The sequence below is a fragment of the Microbacterium sp. 11MF genome (assembly GCF_000383475.1).
Classification (GTDB): Bacteria; Actinomycetota; Actinomycetes; order Actinomycetales; family Microbacteriaceae; genus Microbacterium; species Microbacterium aquilitoris.
Genome location: NZ_KB911460.1, coordinates 911,942 through 927,378 on the forward strand (window position 1 = coordinate 911,942; position 15,437 = coordinate 927,378).

At 70.7% G+C, this 15,437-nt stretch carries 17 protein-coding genes; 12 read left to right on the top strand and 5 right to left on the bottom strand.

Annotated features, from left to right (window positions below; genetic code table 11):
• Nucleotides 1-102 precede the first annotated feature (102 nt).
• The 4 genes from H286_RS0111400 (at nt 103) to H286_RS0111420 (ending at nt 3,347) form a co-directional block, all read left to right on the top strand.
• On the top strand, nt 103-396 hold the full coding sequence (locus H286_RS0111400; protein ID WP_018187137.1) for a hypothetical protein: 294 nt from the start codon (nt 103-105) through the stop codon (nt 394-396).
• A 169-nt stretch (nt 397-565) separates the two neighbouring features.
• Nucleotides 566-1,171 (top strand): FABP family protein, encoded by a 606-nt coding sequence (locus H286_RS0111410; RefSeq protein ID WP_018187139.1) that lies wholly within the window; start codon nt 566-568, stop codon nt 1,169-1,171.
• Nucleotides 1,171-2,250, top strand: a complete 1,080-nt coding sequence (ygfZ, locus tag H286_RS0111415) for a CAF17-like 4Fe-4S cluster assembly/insertion protein YgfZ (protein ID WP_018187140.1) — start codon at nt 1,171-1,173, stop codon at nt 2,248-2,250. The genes H286_RS0111410 and ygfZ overlap by 1 nt, the downstream gene beginning before the upstream one ends.
• Nucleotides 2,251-2,252: 2 nt before the next feature.
• Nucleotides 2,253-3,347 carry an FUSC family protein gene (locus tag H286_RS0111420; protein ID WP_026302891.1) on the top strand — a complete coding sequence of 365 codons (1,095 nt, stop codon included), beginning with the start codon at nt 2,253-2,255 and terminating at the stop codon, nt 3,345-3,347.
• Nucleotides 3,348-3,391: 44 nt separating this feature from the next.
• Here the strand turns inward: H286_RS0111420 and H286_RS0111425 are convergent, their stop codons facing one another.
• A complete protein-coding gene (locus tag H286_RS0111425; RefSeq protein WP_018187142.1) occupies nt 3,392-4,216 on the bottom strand; it encodes a class I SAM-dependent methyltransferase in 825 nt (274 codons plus the stop codon).
• Between the two features lie 41 nt (nt 4,217-4,257).
• On the opposite strand from H286_RS0111425, the gene H286_RS0111430 reads away from it, so the two are divergent.
• Nucleotides 4,258-5,007, top strand: a complete 750-nt coding sequence (locus H286_RS0111430; RefSeq protein WP_018187143.1) for a phosphoglyceromutase — start codon at nt 4,258-4,260, stop codon at nt 5,005-5,007.
• Between the two features lie 79 nt (nt 5,008-5,086).
• On the opposite strand, the gene phoU is transcribed toward H286_RS0111430, so the two are convergent.
• Nucleotides 5,087-5,758 carry a phosphate signaling complex protein PhoU gene (gene phoU, locus H286_RS0111435; protein WP_018187144.1) on the bottom strand — a complete coding sequence of 224 codons (672 nt, stop codon included), beginning with the start codon at nt 5,756-5,758 and terminating at the stop codon, nt 5,087-5,089.
• 177 nt (nt 5,759-5,935) lie between these two features.
• Here phoU and H286_RS0111440 point away from each other — a divergent pair, with 177 nt between their 5' ends.
• Together H286_RS0111440 and H286_RS0111445 are read left to right on the top strand one after the other, a co-directional pair.
• Complete coding sequence (locus tag H286_RS0111440; protein ID WP_018187145.1) at nt 5,936-7,129, top strand: sensor histidine kinase; 1,194 nt, start codon at nt 5,936-5,938, stop codon at nt 7,127-7,129.
• A complete protein-coding gene (locus H286_RS0111445) occupies nt 7,126-7,809 on the top strand; it encodes a response regulator transcription factor (RefSeq protein ID WP_018187146.1) in 684 nt (227 codons plus the stop codon). The genes H286_RS0111440 and H286_RS0111445 overlap by 4 nt, the downstream gene beginning before the upstream one ends.
• Nucleotides 7,810-7,870: 61 nt before the next feature.
• Here the strand turns inward: H286_RS0111445 and H286_RS0111450 are convergent, their stop codons facing one another.
• A complete protein-coding gene (locus H286_RS0111450; RefSeq protein ID WP_020098260.1) occupies nt 7,871-8,356 on the bottom strand; it encodes a hypothetical protein in 486 nt (161 codons plus the stop codon).
• Nucleotides 8,357-8,489: 133 nt separating this feature from the next.
• On the opposite strand from H286_RS0111450, the gene H286_RS0111455 reads away from it, so the two are divergent.
• From H286_RS0111455 to ispD, 3 genes are all read left to right on the top strand, one after another.
• Entirely contained in the window at nt 8,490-8,972 is a 483-nt protein-coding gene (locus H286_RS0111455) for a CarD family transcriptional regulator (protein WP_018187148.1), read from the top strand.
• A 95-nt stretch (nt 8,973-9,067) separates the two neighbouring features.
• On the top strand, nt 9,068-10,345 hold the full coding sequence (locus tag H286_RS0111460; RefSeq protein WP_020098261.1) for an acyltransferase family protein: 1,278 nt from the start codon (nt 9,068-9,070) through the stop codon (nt 10,343-10,345).
• Nucleotides 10,342-11,532 carry a 2-C-methyl-D-erythritol 4-phosphate cytidylyltransferase gene (gene ispD, locus H286_RS0111465; protein ID WP_020098262.1) on the top strand — a complete coding sequence of 397 codons (1,191 nt, stop codon included), beginning with the start codon at nt 10,342-10,344 and terminating at the stop codon, nt 11,530-11,532. Before H286_RS0111460 ends, ispD begins: the two co-directional genes overlap by 4 nt.
• 9 nt (nt 11,533-11,541) lie before the next feature.
• Here ispD and H286_RS0111470 read toward each other — a convergent pair whose 3' ends face one another.
• Nucleotides 11,542-12,015 carry a GNAT family N-acetyltransferase gene (locus tag H286_RS0111470; RefSeq protein ID WP_020098263.1) on the bottom strand — a complete coding sequence of 158 codons (474 nt, stop codon included), beginning with the start codon at nt 12,013-12,015 and terminating at the stop codon, nt 11,542-11,544.
• 1 nt (nt 12,016) lies between these two features.
• Nucleotides 12,017-12,943, bottom strand: a complete 927-nt coding sequence (locus H286_RS0111475; protein ID WP_020098264.1) for a DMT family transporter — start codon at nt 12,941-12,943, stop codon at nt 12,017-12,019.
• A gap of 58 nt (nt 12,944-13,001) precedes the next feature.
• Between H286_RS0111475 and cysS the strand changes: the two genes are divergently transcribed.
• Together cysS and rlmB are read left to right on the top strand one after the other, a co-directional pair.
• Nucleotides 13,002-14,408 carry a cysteine--tRNA ligase gene (gene cysS / locus H286_RS0111480; RefSeq protein WP_020098265.1) on the top strand — a complete coding sequence of 469 codons (1,407 nt, stop codon included), beginning with the start codon at nt 13,002-13,004 and terminating at the stop codon, nt 14,406-14,408.
• On the top strand, nt 14,401-15,387 hold the full coding sequence (rlmB, locus tag H286_RS0111485; protein ID WP_018187154.1) for a 23S rRNA (guanosine(2251)-2'-O)-methyltransferase RlmB: 987 nt from the start codon (nt 14,401-14,403) through the stop codon (nt 15,385-15,387). Before cysS ends, rlmB begins: the two co-directional genes overlap by 8 nt.
• Nucleotides 15,388-15,437: the final 50 nt, after the last annotated feature.

Genomic DNA, 15,437 nt, shown 5'->3' on the forward strand with positions numbered 1-15,437 from the left:
CCTCCGGTGCGGACTCGGAACCGCGTCTCATCTTAGGGGTAGCCCCGGTGCCGCCTGCGCCGCGTCCCTGCGCACCGCCGGGACGTGCGCAACAATGGGGGGATGACCTCGCCCGAGATCCTTCCCCGCTCGCGGGCCGCCGGTGTCATCGCCGTCTGGGTGGCGGCGGCTCTCATCGCCCTGGCCATCGGGATCTTCGTCGAACCGGACTGGCGCGGGGCATGGCTGCTCGTGGGCCTCGGGCTCTCCTTCTTCCTGGCTTTCGCCGTCCAATTGGCGACGGGGCGCTCGCAGGGCTTCATCCTCCGGATCTCGGCCAGTGTGCTCGGCGCGCTGGTGGTCATGGGGCTGCTGGGCGCGGGCTTCGCGCTGGCCGAACTCCTTGCCTCGGTGTGACCGCGTCGTCCGCCGACCGTGAGGCCGCATCCGGCCGCTAAAGTGGACGGCATGGATCTCGTCGCACTCGAACTCTTCTTCGTCGGGCTGCTCGGCCTCGCATCGCTCGCGATCGCGTTCGTGTCCGGCGTCGTCGTCTGGAACCTCTACCGCGGTCAGCGCTGAGCTCGTGATCGATCTGCCGACGGACCTTCCGGCTGATCTGGTCCCGCTCTCCTGGTTGCTGGGTGTCTGGGAAGGCACCGGCGTTCTCGAGTACGACGCGCAGGGCCGGACGATGTCGGGTGAGTTCTCGCACCGCGTGAGCTTCAGCCACGACGGCGACGACGCCCTGAACTACTCGGCGACTGCCTGGTTCGAGGATGCCGACGGTAACCGCACCGACCTCGTCGCCGAGACCGGCTACTGGCGCCTCTCGCGTCCTGCGACCGAGGCGGACGCCGGTCCCGCGCTCCTTCCGGCCCTCGCCCCTCGCTCCGAGCCGCGCTCCGTCCATGACGTCGAGGAGCTTCGCACCGAGGCGGGCGGCTTCGAGATCACGGTGGCCCTCGTCCACTCCGACGGGATCAGCGAGCTCTACCTCGGTCAGGTCCGCGGACCTCGGATCGACATCGCGACGGACGCCATCGTGCGCCCCGCCGGCGCCAAGGAGTACGCGTCGGCGACCCGGATGTACGGGCTCGTCGACGGGCACCTGCTCTGGGCGTGGGACGTCGCCGCCCTCGGGTCCGCACTCTCGTCGCACGCCTCCGCTCGGCTCGCGAAGGTCCAGTGATGAGCGACGCCTTCGCGGCCGTCCCCGGCGCCGTCGTCGATGACCGGGGCCTCGCCCACCTCGGGAACCCGGTCCGCGAGCAGCGCGAGCTCGCCGCCGGTGCGGCGATCGTGCCCCTTGAGGACCGGGTCGTCCTGACCGTCGCCGGTGAGGATCGGCTCACGTGGCTGGATTCGATCACCTCGCAGGCGCTGACCTCGCTGGCCCCCGCCGTCGGCACCGAGCTGCTCGTGCTCGACCCGCAGGGGCACGTGGAGCACGCGGCATCCGTCGTCGATGACGGGGAGCGGACGTGGCTCATCGTCGACCGGGACCGCGCCCAGGGGCTGCTGACCTGGCTGACGCGCATGCGGTTCCGGCTGCGCGTGGATCCGCAGGATGCGTCGGCCGACTTCGGCGTCGTGGCGGGTACCGGTGCAGCGGTCGGCGTGCTCGGTGCCGCGGTCGTCTGGCGTGACCCATGGCCGAACGTCGGCGTCGGCGGGTGGGGGTACGCGGCGACGCAGCCGCATCCCGGGGCGGACCGAGACTGGGCCGAAGCCGTCGTCCCGCGCGCCGCCTGGGACGATCTCGCCGCGGCGGCCGTCCGCGGCGACGTCCGACTGGCCGGCTACCTTGCGGCCGACGCGCTGCGCGTCGCGGCCTGGCGCCCGAGCGCGAGCGCCGAAGCCGACGGACGCACCCTTCCGCACGAGGTCGACTGGCTGCGCACGGCCGTCCACCTCGACAAGGGCTGCTATCGCGGGCAGGAGACGGTGGCGAAGGTCCACAACCTCGGGCATCCGCCGCGTCGCATGGTCTTCCTCCAGCTCGACGGGTCGGATGCCGAGCTCCCGACCGTCGGCAGCGCCGTCCGCCTCGACGGTGCCGACGTCGGCGCGGTCACCTCGGTCGCCCGTCACCACGAAGAAGGTCCCATCGCGCTGGCGATCGTGAAGCGCTCGGTGCCCGTCGACGCCGCACTGACCGTCGAGGTCGGCGACGGCGAGGTCGCTGCCGCGCAGGAGGTCGTCGTGCCACCGGATGCGGGGCGCGCGGCATCCGTCCCTCGTCTGCCCCGACTCTCCCAGCGCCGCTGACGATGACGGGGGAACCGACCGCCACGGCTCCGGTGCCCACCGTCCGGAAGTATCCGCGGGAGGGCTGGGCGCGCCTGCGCGGGTCGGCCGTCGCGATCGTGCAGTTGGTCGTCGCCGCGAGCGCTGCGTTCTCGATCGCGCATTACGGGCTGGGGCATCCTGCCCCGCTGATCGCGGCGACCGTCACGATCTCGAGCCTCGGCCTGGTCCGCGACGCCCGGCCGTGGCGGGTGCTCGAGACCGTCATCGGGATGGTGCTCGGCGTGTTCGTCGCGGAGCTCGTCGTCGTCACCGCCGGGAGCGGCTGGTGGCAGCTGGCACTGACGCTCGCGGTGAGTCTGTCGATCGCCCGGTTCGTGTCTCCGCAGGCGGGGTTCGCGATCGCGGCGGCGATCCAGTCGATCATCGTCGTCGTCGTACCGGCGCAGGTGCCGTTCCTCCGTCTTCTCGACGCCCTCATCGGCGGGGCGATGGCCCTTCTGGTGACCGCCCTCATCCCGCGGAGCCCTGTCCGCACCGCGCTGACCGACGCGGCCCGGCTGTTCGACGCGTTCCAGGGCGCGGCGGGCACCGTCGCGCAGGGGCTGCGTCGCGGCAGTCGTGTGCGCGCGGAGCGCGGGCTCGAGAAGGCGCGGAGTCTGCAGACGCTCGTCGACGACTGGCGGACGTCCGTCGAATCCGGCATCGCCATCGCGCGCATCTCGCCGTTCCTCCGGCGGCAGCGGTTCGAACTCGCACGCTACGAGCGGATGCGGATCAGCATGGACCTCGCGGTGCGAAACCTCCGCGTCGTCGCCCGTCGTTCGGTGTACCTCGTCGACGACGGTCGCACGCGCGACGTCGCAGCGGATCTGCTCCTCGACCTCACGCGTGGCGCCGATCTCCTGCAGTCCTCCCTGACCGACATCACCTTCGAGCCCGCCGCGCGCGAGCTGCTCACCGCCGTCGCCGCCCGCCTCGACCCGGTGGCGCTCGTGCCCGACGGTTCGCTGGGCGATCAGACTCTCGTCACCGCGCTTCGCCCTCTCGCGACCGATCTCCTGTGCGCGGCCGGGCTGAGCCCGGCCGACGCGAGGGCGCTGCTCCCGCGAGTGTGACACGCACACCGCGTCACCGCGGTGCGACGGCCTCCCGCACCCCGTCACCGCGGTGCGACGGCCTCCCAGGGCACGGTGAACTCACCCAGCCGCCAGCGCGAGCGCGAGCCGATCGGCCAGCCGGCGCCGGCCAACGCCTCGAGAGTCGAGCGCCATCGCTGGACGGGACCGAACGACGAGGCCGCGACGGCGCGCGTCCACTCCCGCTCGAGCGCATCGATCACCTCGTGCACGCGCTCGCCGGGGACGTTCCGATGGATCAGCGCCTTCGGCAGACGCTCGGCGGCGATCGCGGGGGAGTCGAGCTCCGCGAGTCGCAAAGAGATCGTGAGGCTGCGGGGTGCGGCATCCGGTCCCACTTCGATCCACGTCGAGATGCGCCCCAGCTCGTCGCACGTCCCCTCGACGAGCATGCCGTCGGGACGCAGTCGCGCCGCCATTCGTGCCCACGCCCCGGGGACGTCCTGCTCGTCGTACTGCCGCAGCACGTTGAACGCTCGGATGACGGCGGGCCGACGGTCTCCCGGCACCGGCACCTCGAAGCCACCGCGCGCGAACGACACCCGCGCGTCCGGGGCGAAAACCCCGTCGCCGGCTCGCACGCGCGCGAGCTGCTCCCGCGCCCGAGCGACGCGCGCCGGTTCGATCTCGAGCCCCAGCACCTCGACGTCGGGCCGAGCGTGGCGGAGCCTCGCCTCGAGCTCGAACGCGGTCACGCCGCTCGCCCCGTAGCCGAGGTCGACCACGAGCGGATCCGCCGTCCGTCGCAGGATCGGATGCCGCGCGATCCAGCGGTCCACACGGCGAAGCCGGTTGGTGTTCGTCGTCCCTCGGGTCACCTGCCCCACGACCGGCTCGGAACGCGTCATGACCCCATGATCCCATCGCCTGCGCCGGTAGGATTGCGAGCATGACAGCCCCCTACACGTTGATCCTTCTTCGGCACGGTCAGAGCGAGTGGAACAAGTCCAACCAGTTCACCGGCTGGGTGGACGTCCGCCTCACCGACCAGGGCAAAGCGGAGGCCCAGCGCGGCGGCGAGCTGCTGAAGGAGTCGGGCCTGCTCCCCGACATCCTCCACACGTCGGTGCTGTCGCGAGCCATTCAGACCGCCAACATCGCGCTCGACGCGGCCGACCGTCTCTGGGTCCCGGTCAAGCGCTCGTGGCGTCTCAACGAGCGTCACTACGGCGCGCTGCAGGGCAAGGACAAGGCCCAGACCCTCGACGAATTCGGCGAGGAGCAGTTCATGCTGTGGCGCCGGTCGTTCGACGTGCCGCCGCCGGACATCTCCGACGACGACCCCTACACGCAGGTGGGCGACGTCCGGTACGCCGGCATCGACGGCGAGGTTCCGCGCACCGAGTCGCTCAAGATCGTCATCGACCGTCTGCTTCCCTACTGGCAGAGCGAGATCGTCCCCGACCTGAAGTCCGGAAAGACCGTCATGGTCACCGCCCACGGCAACTCGCTGCGCGCACTGGTAAAGCACCTCGACGGCATCAGCGACGACGACATCGCCGAGCTGAACATCCCCACCGGCATCCCGCTGGTGTACCGCCTCGACGAGAACCTCGAGCCCCTCGGGCCGGGCGAATACCTCGACCCCGAGGCCGCCGCCGCCGGCGCCGCCGCGGTCGCCTCGCAGGGCAAGAAGTAAGCCGCACACCTCGGAAGACACGAAGAGCGGATGCCTCGCGGCATCCGCTCTTCGTCGTCCGGGCGGACCCGGAGCGAGATCAGACCTCGGCGTCGACACCTTCAGGGTCGGCCGCCCACGTGCCGGTCGCCAGGTATGAGACCTTCTTGGCGACGGAGAGGGCGTGGTCGCCGAAGCGCTCGTGGTAGCGCGAGGCCAGGGTGGCGTCGACCGTCGCGGAGGCCTCGCCCTGCCAGTTGTCGCTCAGCACCTTCTCGAAGACGGCGAGGTGCAGGGCGTCGAGCTGGTCGTCGAGTTCGTGGAGGCGGTTCACGAGCGAGAGGTCCTCGGTGCGGAGGAGATCGGCCAGTGTGCGGGCCACCTCGGTGTCGATCTCGCCCATCTTCGTGAACGTGTTCTTGAGCCCCTTGGGGACGGCGCGCTCTGGGAAGCGCATGCGCGTCAGCTGGGCGATGTGCTCCGCGATGTCGCCCATCCGCTCGAGCGACGCGCTGACGCGGAGCGCGGCGACGACGATGCGCAGGTCGCGCGCGACCGGCTGCTGGCGGGCGAGGATCTCGATGGCGAGCTCATCGAGCTCGATGGCCCGGTCGTCGATCACCTTGTCGTTGTCGATGACCTCTTCGGCCAGGGCGACGTCGCTCGTCGCGAAGGCGCGGGTCGCCTGCTCGATCGCGACGGTGACGAGGTCGGAGATCTCGACGAGACGGGTCTGCACGTCCTCGAGGGACTGGTGGAAAACTTCGCGCATGGAGCACCTTCTCTTCGTGCGGGCGGGTGAGGGGCGCGACCTGTCGCGCGGAGACCTCGGCGATCCTCCCGCGCTCAGGTTAACGGTCGGTGCCGACACGGTGAACAGTCGGCGGTGCGGGGCGCACGGCCCGATATCCGTCCGATTGCGGGGGTGCGACCACCTTACGCTGGGGGCATGGATTCGACGCAGCTCGAGCTGCTGGCGCTCGTCGTGGGGCTCCTGGTCGGCGCCGGCGCCGTGGGCCTCGTCGTCTACGCCGTACGGGCGCGAGAGCGCACCCGACTGGTGACGTCGACGGATCTGCCGGAGGGCACGGCCTCGGTCCTGCAGGGGATGGATGACGCGGCCGTCGTCGTCGATCCGTCGATGCTCGTCCTCGCCGCGTCGGCGACCGCCGAGGTCTTCTCTCTGCGCGTGAACGACAGCCTGGACTCGGATCGACTGCGCCTGCTGGTCCGGAACGCCCGTCAGACGGGTCTTCCGGCCTTCGAGAACATGACGCTCAAGCGTGGCGTCGAGCCGCGTGTCGTGGCTGCCCGCGCCAGTGTCATCACCCCGCGGCTCACCCTCATCGTCATCCGCGACATCACCGAGCGCGAACGTGTGGAGCAGATGCGGCGCGACTTCGTCTCGAACACGTCCCACGAGCTGAAGACGCCGGTCGGCGCGGTGACGCTGCTGGCCGAGGCGATCGAGTCGGCCTCGGACGACCCGGAGCAGGTGCGTCACTTCGCGCGCCGTCTCAGCGCCGAGGCGAATCGCCTCGGACAGCTCACCTCCCGCATCATGAACCTGTCCCGCCTGCAGTCCGCCGACGAGATCGCCGAGATGCGCGACGTCTCGGTCGACGAGGTGGTGCGGTCGGCCATCGAGTCGCAGGCGGTCACCGCCGAATCCGCCGGCATCACTGTCGCGCGCGGCGGCGACAAGGGCTTGTTCGTCCGCGGCGATCCGCAGATCCTCACCGAGGCCGTCAGCAATCTCCTCGCCAACGCGATCGCCTACTCGCCGGCGGGAGCGCAGGTGGGCGTCGGGGTCCGCACGGCGGACGGAGCGGTCGAGATCGCCGTGGCGGACCACGGCATCGGCATCCCCGAAAGCGATCAGCAGCGCATCTTCGAGCGGTTCTACCGCGCCGACCAGGCACGATCCCGCCGCACGGGCGGGACGGGCCTCGGTCTCTCGATCGTGAAGCACGCCGTGCAGCGACACGGCGGCTCCGTCGAACTGTGGTCCCGCCCCGGACGGGGGTCGACTTTCACCATCCGCCTGCCTCTCGTCGCCACCTCCGAGCTCACCATCCCCCGCAAGCACAAGAAACCGAAGAAGACCGGCGCGAAGGCGCCCGCCAGAAGGAACGCACCATGACCCGAGTCCTGATCGTCGAAGACGAACCCGACCTCGCCGACCCGTTGGCCTACCTCCTCCGTCGGGAGGGTTTCGAGGTGGAGATCGCCGAGGACGGCGGCCTGGCCCTCGACGCCTTCACGTCCCGGGGCGCCGACATCGTCCTCCTCGATCTGATGCTCCCCGGGATGCCGGGAACCGAGGTGTGCCGCGTCATCCGATCCACCTCGAAGGTGCCGATCATCATGCTGACGGCCAAGGACAGCGAGGTCGACATCGTCGTCGGTCTCGAGCTGGGGGCGGACGACTACATCACGAAGCCCTACTCCTCGAGGGAGCTGCTGGCGCGCATGCGGGCGGTCCTCCGCCGCAGCGAGAGCGACGACCTCGACGTCGACGACCGCGTCATCGAGGGGGGTCGGGTGACCCTCGACATCGACCGTCACACGGTCTCCGTCGCCGGCAAGGAGATCTCCATGCCGCTGAAGGAGTTCGAGCTCCTCGAGCTCCTCATGCGCAACGCCGGCCGTGTCCTCACCCGCGGGCAGCTCATCGACCGAGTGTGGGGGAGCGACTACTTCGGCGACACGAAGACGCTCGACGTGCACATCAAGCGCATCCGATCGCGGATCGAGGAGAACCCGAGCGAGCCGGTCATGCTTCTGACGGTACGCGGCCTCGGATACCGATTCGAGTCCTGATCGCCCGACACGAAGTAGGCCCCCACCGCTGCGGTGGGGGCCTACTTCGTGTGCGCGCGGGTCAGCTCGCGGGCGTCGCCGTCGCGGCCGGGGTCGGAACGAACTGCGTGTAGTAGGGGAGCGTGCCGTCCAGGATCGGCACGCTGATGCGGACGCCTTCACCCTCGCCGGACTGGAAGGACACGTCGACATCCGCGCCGGGCTTGCCCACGTCGTCGAAGAGCATGGCGGCCGAGTCGACGCCGAGCGAGACGGACGAGTTCGCACCGACCTCGAGCTTCTGCGCCTGGCCGTCGATCGAGACGTTCAGCGTCAGGTCGTCCTCGGTGCTGTTGACGACGGCGGCGACCAGGTTGCCGAGCGTGCCGTCCTCGTTCGCGATGATCAGAGCGTTGCGCACCTTGAGCGGGCCGGAGTCGGGGACGTTGACGCCGTCGGACGCGGAGTACTGGATGGTCGTCGCCTGCGGTGCCAGCATGTTGCAGCCGGTGGTGCCCAGAACGACAGCAGCGCCCAGGGCGAGGGACGCGATGAGACGCGATTTCACGGATCCTCCAGATGACACGAACGGCGACCCTCTCATCCTATGGGGTCGCGGCGAGGGCGTCGGGCAGGAGGGCGGCGAACTCTAGCGTATGTCGCCTGTGGTATTCTGGAGGTTGCCGAAAGGACACAACTGCATGCTTTTTGAGGTTGGCGAAACCGTCGTCTATCCGCACCATGGCGCTGCGACCATCATCGAGGTCAAGGATCGCGTCATCAAGGGCGAGACGAAGAAATACCTGAAGCTCAACGTCACCCAGGGAGACCTCATCATCGAGGTCCCCGCGGACAACGTGGATCTCGTGGGCGTCCGTGACGTGATCGGGAAGGACGGGCTCGAGAAGGTCTTCGACGTCCTTCGCGCTCCCTTCACCGAGGAGCCGACCAACTGGTCGCGTCGCTACAAGGCGAACCTCGAGAAGCTCGCGTCGGGTGATGTCATCAAGGTGAGCGAGGTCGTGCGCGACCTCTGGCGCCGTGATCAGGACCGCGGTCTCTCCGCGGGTGAGAAGCGGATGCTCGCGAAGGCGCGGCAGATCCTCATCTCCGAGATCGCCCTGGCTCTGAAGGCCGACGAGGAGAAGGCATCCGCCGTCCTCGACGAGGTCCTCGCCTCCTGAGACGTCGACAGAACGGCCGGCCCACCAGCCGGCCGTTCTTCGTTGTCCGGGCGCATTCCGATGCGGAGTGAGCAGGGGACCGGCATGATGAGGCGGTGACCACCCGCGCCGCGCCCGCCGCCGTCGACCTCTCACGCCGCGATCTCACGCTCGATCTCGCGCGGGTCGTGTGCGTCCTGTTCGTCATCGTCGTCCACCTCGTGCAGGTGGGGATCGGCCCCGGACCGGACGGCGGCCTCGTGGCATCCCGTCCCGCCGAGGAACAGCCCTGGTTCAACGCCGCGACCTGGGTCGGGCAGATCATGCCGCTGTTCTTCGTCGTCGGGGGTTTCGCCGCCGCGACCGGATGGCGGTCGTGGACGACGAAGGGCGGGGATGCCGCGGGCTTCATCCGCACCCGCACGCTCCGACTCGCTCAGCCGGCCCTGCCGCTGTTCCTCTTCTTCGCGATCGTCCTCGGCGTCGCGACCGCTGCCGGTCTGCCGCCGCAGTTGGTGGCCGACGCCGCGATCGGCGCGGGATCGCCCCTCTGGTTCCTCGCGGCGTATCTGCTGTGCCAGGCCGCGGTTCCGTTCCTCGCCGCGTGCCACGCGCATCGTCCCGTCCTCACCCTCGCGGTCCTCGCCGCCGGGGTCGTCCTCGTCGATGCGGCCCGTTTCTCGATCGGCATCCCCGAGATCGGTCTCCTCAACCTGCTCTTCGTGTGGCCGCTCGTCCAGCAACTTGGGTTCTGGTACGCGGACGGATGGTTCGACCGTCGGCATCCGCTCGTCCTGGTCGGCGTCGCGGCCGCGTGCTACGCGGCGCTCTGGCCGCTCACCGCGATCGGGCCGTACTCGGCGAGCATGCTCGGCAACCTGAACCCTCCCACCGTGCCGCTGGTCGTGCTGGGCGTCGCGCAGGCATGCCTGCTCAGGCTGCTCAAACCGCTCCTCACCCGCCTCATGTCGCTCCGGCCGATGCAGGGTGTCGTCTTCGTGCTGGGGTCGCGCCTCATGACGATCTACCTGTGGCACCTGCCCGTCATGCTCGCTCTGACCGGTCTCAGTCTGCTGATCCCGGGCGCGGCTCCGACTCCGGCCTCCGCGGAGTGGTGGTGGTCGCGACCGGTCCTGTTCGTCGCGGTGCTCGGGGTGCTCCTGGCGTTGTCGCTCGCGATCGCGAAGTGGGAGGCTCTCGGCACGCTCGGTCCCACCCCGCATCCGATCGTCGTCGGCCTCGCGTGGGTGTGCGCCTTCCTTCCGCCGTTCGCGGTCATGGAGTGGTTCCTCGATCTGCCGATCGCCGCGGTCGGCGCACTCCTCCTGGGCGTCGCCGTCCTGCTCCTGCGCCGCCGTCCGTCGCCCGATCGCTCGGTACGCTCGAAGGCATGAGCATCATCCCCGTTCCGCGTGTGGCCGTGATCGTCGTCGCGGCGGGATCGGGGACGCGTCTTGGAGCAGGGTCGCCGAAGGCCTTCGTCGGCATCGACGCGCACACGATCCTCCGTCACGCCCTGCGCGGCGTCTTCGACGCTCCCGAGGCGCAGGTGATCGTCGTCGCCCCGGACGACCGCGTCGGCGACGCCACGACGGAGGCCCTGGGCGCGGCCGGTGGGCGCCGTGATCTGGTGTCGGTGGTGGCAGGCGGGGCGACGCGTCAGGAATCGGTCGCGGCGGGCCTCGCCGCGGTCTGGGCGGATGTCGAGATCGTGCTGGTCCACGATGCGGCGCGGGCGCTCACCCCGCCGGACGTCTTCGCGCGCGTGATCGACGCCGTCGCGGAGGGTTCGGACGCGGTCATCCCGGTCCTCCCGGTCGTGGACACGCTCAAGCGCGTCGCGGACGATGTCGTCGTGGAGCCGGTCGACCGCTCCGTCCTCGCCGCGGCGCAGACGCCCCAAGGGTTCCGACGCGCGGTCCTCGACGGCGCGTATCGGGATGCCGCAGCCGACCACACCGACGATGCGGCCCTCCTGCAGTCCGCCGGCACGCAGGTGCGTACGGTGCCGGGAGACGAGCGAGCGTTCAAGATCACGACGACCGCCGACCTGGACCGCGCCCGCGCGCTCGTCGAGCCGGTCCCTCGCGCCGCGTCGCCGGCCTCGCCCTCGATCCCGCGCGTCGGGATGGGGACGGACGTGCACGCGTTCGGCGGTGACGACACGCTCTGGCTGGCCGGTCTGGAGTGGCCGGGCGAGCCCGGGCTCAAGGGGCACTCCGACGGGGATGCCGTGGCCCACGCCATCGTGGACGCGGTTCTCGCCGCGGCCGGGCTCGGCGACATCGGCACGCATTTCGGGACGGCTCAGCCCGAGTACGCCGGGGCGCACGCGGCGGCGTTCCTCGCGCGGACGCGCGCCCTCGCAGCCGAGGCGGGGTGGGTGGTCGGCAACGTCAGTGTCCAGGTGCAGGCCAACCGTCCGCGCTTCGCCGCCCGCCGGGTCGAAGCCGAGCGAGTGCTCTCCGAAGCCCTCGGGGCACCGGTCTCGGTGTCGGCGACCACGACCGACGGGCTCGGTTTCACCGGCACCGGCGACGGTGTCGCGGCCTTCGCGGTGGCTGTCGTCTTCCCCGCCTGAGCGGACGGGTCAGAGCGCCCGCGTCATGAACGTCGACGCCGGATCGGGCAGGTAGTCGCCGAACGCAGGGCACTCGATGAACCCCTCGCTGGCGTACAGCGTGCGCGCGGCCAGGAACCCGGCATCCGATCCCGTCTCGAGCCACACCCGGGTGAGCCCGCGCGACCGAGCATCGGTGAGGATGTGGCGGAGGATCGCGCGACCCACACCGGTGCCGAGGTGGGCGGCGGCGACGCGCATCGACTTCAGTTCGCCGTCGGTGTCGCCGAGGAATGCGAGGGCACCGATCCCGGCGAGTTCTCCGCCGCGCCAGGCGGACCACACCGTGACGGACGGCTCCTGCAGCTGCGCGACACCGAGCGCGTGGACGCTCTCGGCGGGGCTGAGTTCGTGCATGCCCGCCAGGTGCTGCCGGACGAGTGCGACGGATGCCTCCCCGGTGAGGTCGTCCACGCGGATGTCGAGATCCTCGGGCGCGGCCACCTCAGGCCTCCACGGCGTACGGTCGAGGGTCGCGAGGGCGGCGGGACCCCCACGCGAGCGTCGCGAGTCCGACGGCGAGGACCGCGAGGCCTGCGACGGCGAGCGGTGACAGGGTCTCGCCGAGCGCGGTGACGCCCAGCACGGTCGCCGTGAGCGGTTCGGCGAGGGTCAGTGTTGCCGCGGTCGCCGCCGTCAGACCCTGCAGTCCCCAGGTGAAGAGCGCGTAGGCGACGGCGATCGTCGCGAGGCCGAGCCACAGCGCCATCGCGATGCCGGGGGGCGTGAGGGCCCACGACAGATCCACGAACGGGATGACGGCCGCGCACACGAGCGCAGAGCCGACGCCCATGGCTCCGACGACGGTGAAGGCGTCCCAGCCGGCGTCGAGCAGACGACGCTGGGCGTTCGCGATCACCGCGAAGCACGCGCCCGCGCCGACGGCGGCGGCGAGGCCGAGCGCGTCGACACCGCCCGTGCCGCCTCCGCCTCCGAGGCCGAGCAGGACCACCCCGATCGCGGCGAGGGCGGTCGCGGCCATCCACAGGGGCGACGGCACACGGCGCGAGAGTATCCATTCGAGGATGCCGGCAAGGACGGGCGCGGAGCCGAGCGCGATGACCGTGCTCACCGCGACACCGTTCGTCTGCGTCCCGAGGAAGAAGAGGGGCTGGTAGAGGCTGAGAGCCACTCCGGTGACGGCCATCAGAGCCAGCGGTCGCCAGGACAGGGCGGGCCGCGGCCCGTGTGGCGCCCGGCGGCGATGGGCGGCGGCGAGCCCGAAGGCCAGGACGGCCAGGGCCGTCCCGCCGACCACCGAGCGCGCGACGCCGACGGAGAGCGCGGACGCCCCGTCGGGGCCGAGTGCTCGGGCGGTTCCCGTCGTCCCGAACAGGAGGGCGGCGGCCAAGACGGCGAACACGTGCAGCACCCGTCCTTTCTATCGTCTCGGAGCGGGCTCGGATGCCACCCCCCGGTAGCATGGACCGGTGACGGTTCGGCTCTACGACTCCCAGGCTCAGGCGCTGCGCGACTTCGCGCCCGCCGACCCCGAGAACGTCACGATGTACGTCTGCGGGCCGACGGTGCAATCCGGCCCGCACATCGGCCACGTCCGCGCGGCGCTGAGCTTCGACATCCTCCGCCGGTGGCTCGCGCACCGGTTCGGCCGGGTCACCTTCGTGCGGAACGTGACCGACATCGATGACAAGGTCCTCGCGAACGCGAGCGATGCCGAGCCGTGGTGGGCACTGGCTTACCGGATGGAGCTCGAGTTCTCGCGCGCGTATGCCGCGGTCGGCATCCTGCCCCCGACGTACGAGCCGCGGGCGACGGCATCCATCCCGCAGATGCAGGAGCTCATCGAGCGGCTCATTCAGGCGGGACACGCGTACGCGGCAGCCGGCGACGTGTACTTCGAGGTGCGCTCCTGGCCGCAGTACGGAGCCCTCACGCACCAGTCGGTCGACGCCATGGAATCGGCTGCCGACGCCGATCCGCGCGGCAAGCGGGACCCGCGCGACTTCGCGCTCTGGAAGGGGACGAAGGCCGACGAGCCCGCGGACGCCGCATGGGACTCTCCCTGGGGCTCAGGACGACCGGGCTGGCACATCGAGTGCTCGGCGATGAGCCGCCGTTACCTCGGCCCGGAGTTCGACATCCACGGCGGTGGCCTGGACCTCCGCTTCCCGCACCATGAGAACGAGCTCGCACAGTCGACCGCGGCCGGTGACGCTTTCGCCCGTTACTGGGTGCACAACGGTCTCGTCACCGTCGGCGACCAGAAGATGTCGAAGTCGCTCGGCAACTTCCTCCTCGCCGACGACGTCCTCCGCGACACCGACCCGTTCGTGGTCCGTTATGCGCTCATCTCGGCGCACTACCGCTCGAACCTCGACATCACCGAGTCGACGTTCGCCGAAGCGGATGCTGCGCTCGGCCGCATCCGCTCGTTCCTGCAGCGCGCCATCCGCGCCGGTGACGGATCCGTCGGGTGGTTCGCGGGAGCGGACCTTCCGGCCGAATTCGCGGCCGCGTTGGACGACGACCTCGGCGTGCCGCAGGCTCTCGCGGTCCTCCATGAGACGGTGCGCCGCGGCAACGCGGCCCTCGACGCGGGGGATTCCGTCGCCGCGGACGACGCGCTCCGTCAGGTGACGGCGATGATCCGCCTCCTCGACATCGACCCCATGGATGCGAAGTGGTCGGGGGCAACGGCGCAGTCCATGGCCACCGCCCTGGACCGCCTCGTCACCACCATGATCCACCAGCGCGCGGACGCCCGCGCGACGAAAGACTGGGCGGCAGCCGACCGCATCCGCGACGCGATCGCGGCGGCCGGTGTCGTCCTCGAAGACGGTCCCTCGGGGACCCATTGGAGTCTGAACAATGGCTAAGCCTGGAAACCCCTCCGCGGGACGCGGCAAGAAGGGCCCCACGAAGGGGACCGGCGGCAAGAACAAGCGCTCGCTCGAGGGGCGCGGCCCGACCCCCAAGGCCGAGGACCGCGCCTGGCACCCCGCCGGCAAGCGCAAGGCCGCCAAGGAGCGCTTCGTCGCGGCGGGCGGCAAGCCGCAGATCCGCCAGACCACGGGCGGCCGCGCGCCCAAGGCGAAGTCCGGGGACGACACCGAGACCGTGACCGGGCGCAACAGCGTCCTCGAGGCCCTCCGCGCCAAGATCCCGGCGACCGCGTTCTACATCGCGCAGCGCGTCGAGATGGATGACCGCGTCAAGGAGATGCTCTCCATCGCGACGAACCGCGAGATCCCCGTCCTCGAGGTCACCCGACAGGAGCTCGACCGCATGGCCGGCTTCGACGGCGTCCATCAGGGCGTCGCGCTCAAGGTCCCGCCCTACGAGTACGCGCACCCGCAGGACCTGCTCGAGCAGGTCATCGAGCGCGGCCAGCTTCCGCTGTTCGTCGCCCTCGACGGCATCACCGACCCCCGCAACCTCGGCGCGATCATCCGCTCGACGGCCGCGTTCGGCGGACAGGCGATCATCCTGCCGCAGCGGCGTTCGGCGGGCGTCAATTCCGCCGCGTGGAAGACCAGCGCCGGTGCTGCCGCCCGCATCCCGGTGTCGATCGCCCCGAACCTGACGACGACGCTCAAGGAGTTCAAGAAGCAGGGCGTCTTCATCCTCGGTCTCGACGGCGGCGGCGACGTGTCGCTGCCCGCGCTCGAGCTGGCCGACCGTCCGGTCGTCATCGTCGTCGGCTCCGAGGGCAAGGGGCTCTCGCGCCTGGTCACCGAGACGTGCGACCAGATCGTGTCGATCCCCATCAACGCGGCGACCGAATCGCTGAACGCCGGGATCGCGGCATCCGTCGCGCTCTACCAGGTGTCCACCCTCCGGGCAGCGAGCGAGTGACGCATCTCCGCCGCCGCTGGGCGGACGGATAGCGCGACCACAGGGAGACG

Excerpts from the sequence above, each read along its gene's own strand:
- H286_RS0111445 (WP_018187146.1), top strand. The coding sequence starts at position 7,126 with ATGACCCGAGTCCTGATCGTCGAAGACGAACCCGACCTCGCCGACCCG.
- H286_RS0111425 (WP_018187142.1), bottom strand. The coding sequence starts at position 4,216 with ATGACGCGTTCCGAGCCGGTCGTGGGGCAGGTGACCCGAGGGACGACG.
- ygfZ (WP_018187140.1), top strand. The coding sequence starts at position 1,171 with ATGAGCGACGCCTTCGCGGCCGTCCCCGGCGCCGTCGTCGATGACCGG.
- H286_RS0111420 (WP_026302891.1), top strand. The coding sequence starts at position 2,253 with ATGACGGGGGAACCGACCGCCACGGCTCCGGTGCCCACCGTCCGGAAG.
- rlmB (WP_018187154.1), top strand. The coding sequence starts at position 14,401 with ATGGCTAAGCCTGGAAACCCCTCCGCGGGACGCGGCAAGAAGGGCCCC.
- H286_RS0111400 (WP_018187137.1), top strand. The coding sequence starts at position 103 with ATGACCTCGCCCGAGATCCTTCCCCGCTCGCGGGCCGCCGGTGTCATC.
- phoU (WP_018187144.1), bottom strand. The coding sequence starts at position 5,758 with ATGCGCGAAGTTTTCCACCAGTCCCTCGAGGACGTGCAGACCCGTCTC.
- H286_RS0111430 (WP_018187143.1), top strand. The coding sequence starts at position 4,258 with ATGACAGCCCCCTACACGTTGATCCTTCTTCGGCACGGTCAGAGCGAG.
- H286_RS0111440 (WP_018187145.1), top strand. The coding sequence starts at position 5,936 with ATGGATTCGACGCAGCTCGAGCTGCTGGCGCTCGTCGTGGGGCTCCTG.
- ispD (WP_020098262.1), top strand. The coding sequence starts at position 10,342 with ATGAGCATCATCCCCGTTCCGCGTGTGGCCGTGATCGTCGTCGCGGCG.
- H286_RS0111455 (WP_018187148.1), top strand. The coding sequence starts at position 8,490 with ATGCTTTTTGAGGTTGGCGAAACCGTCGTCTATCCGCACCATGGCGCT.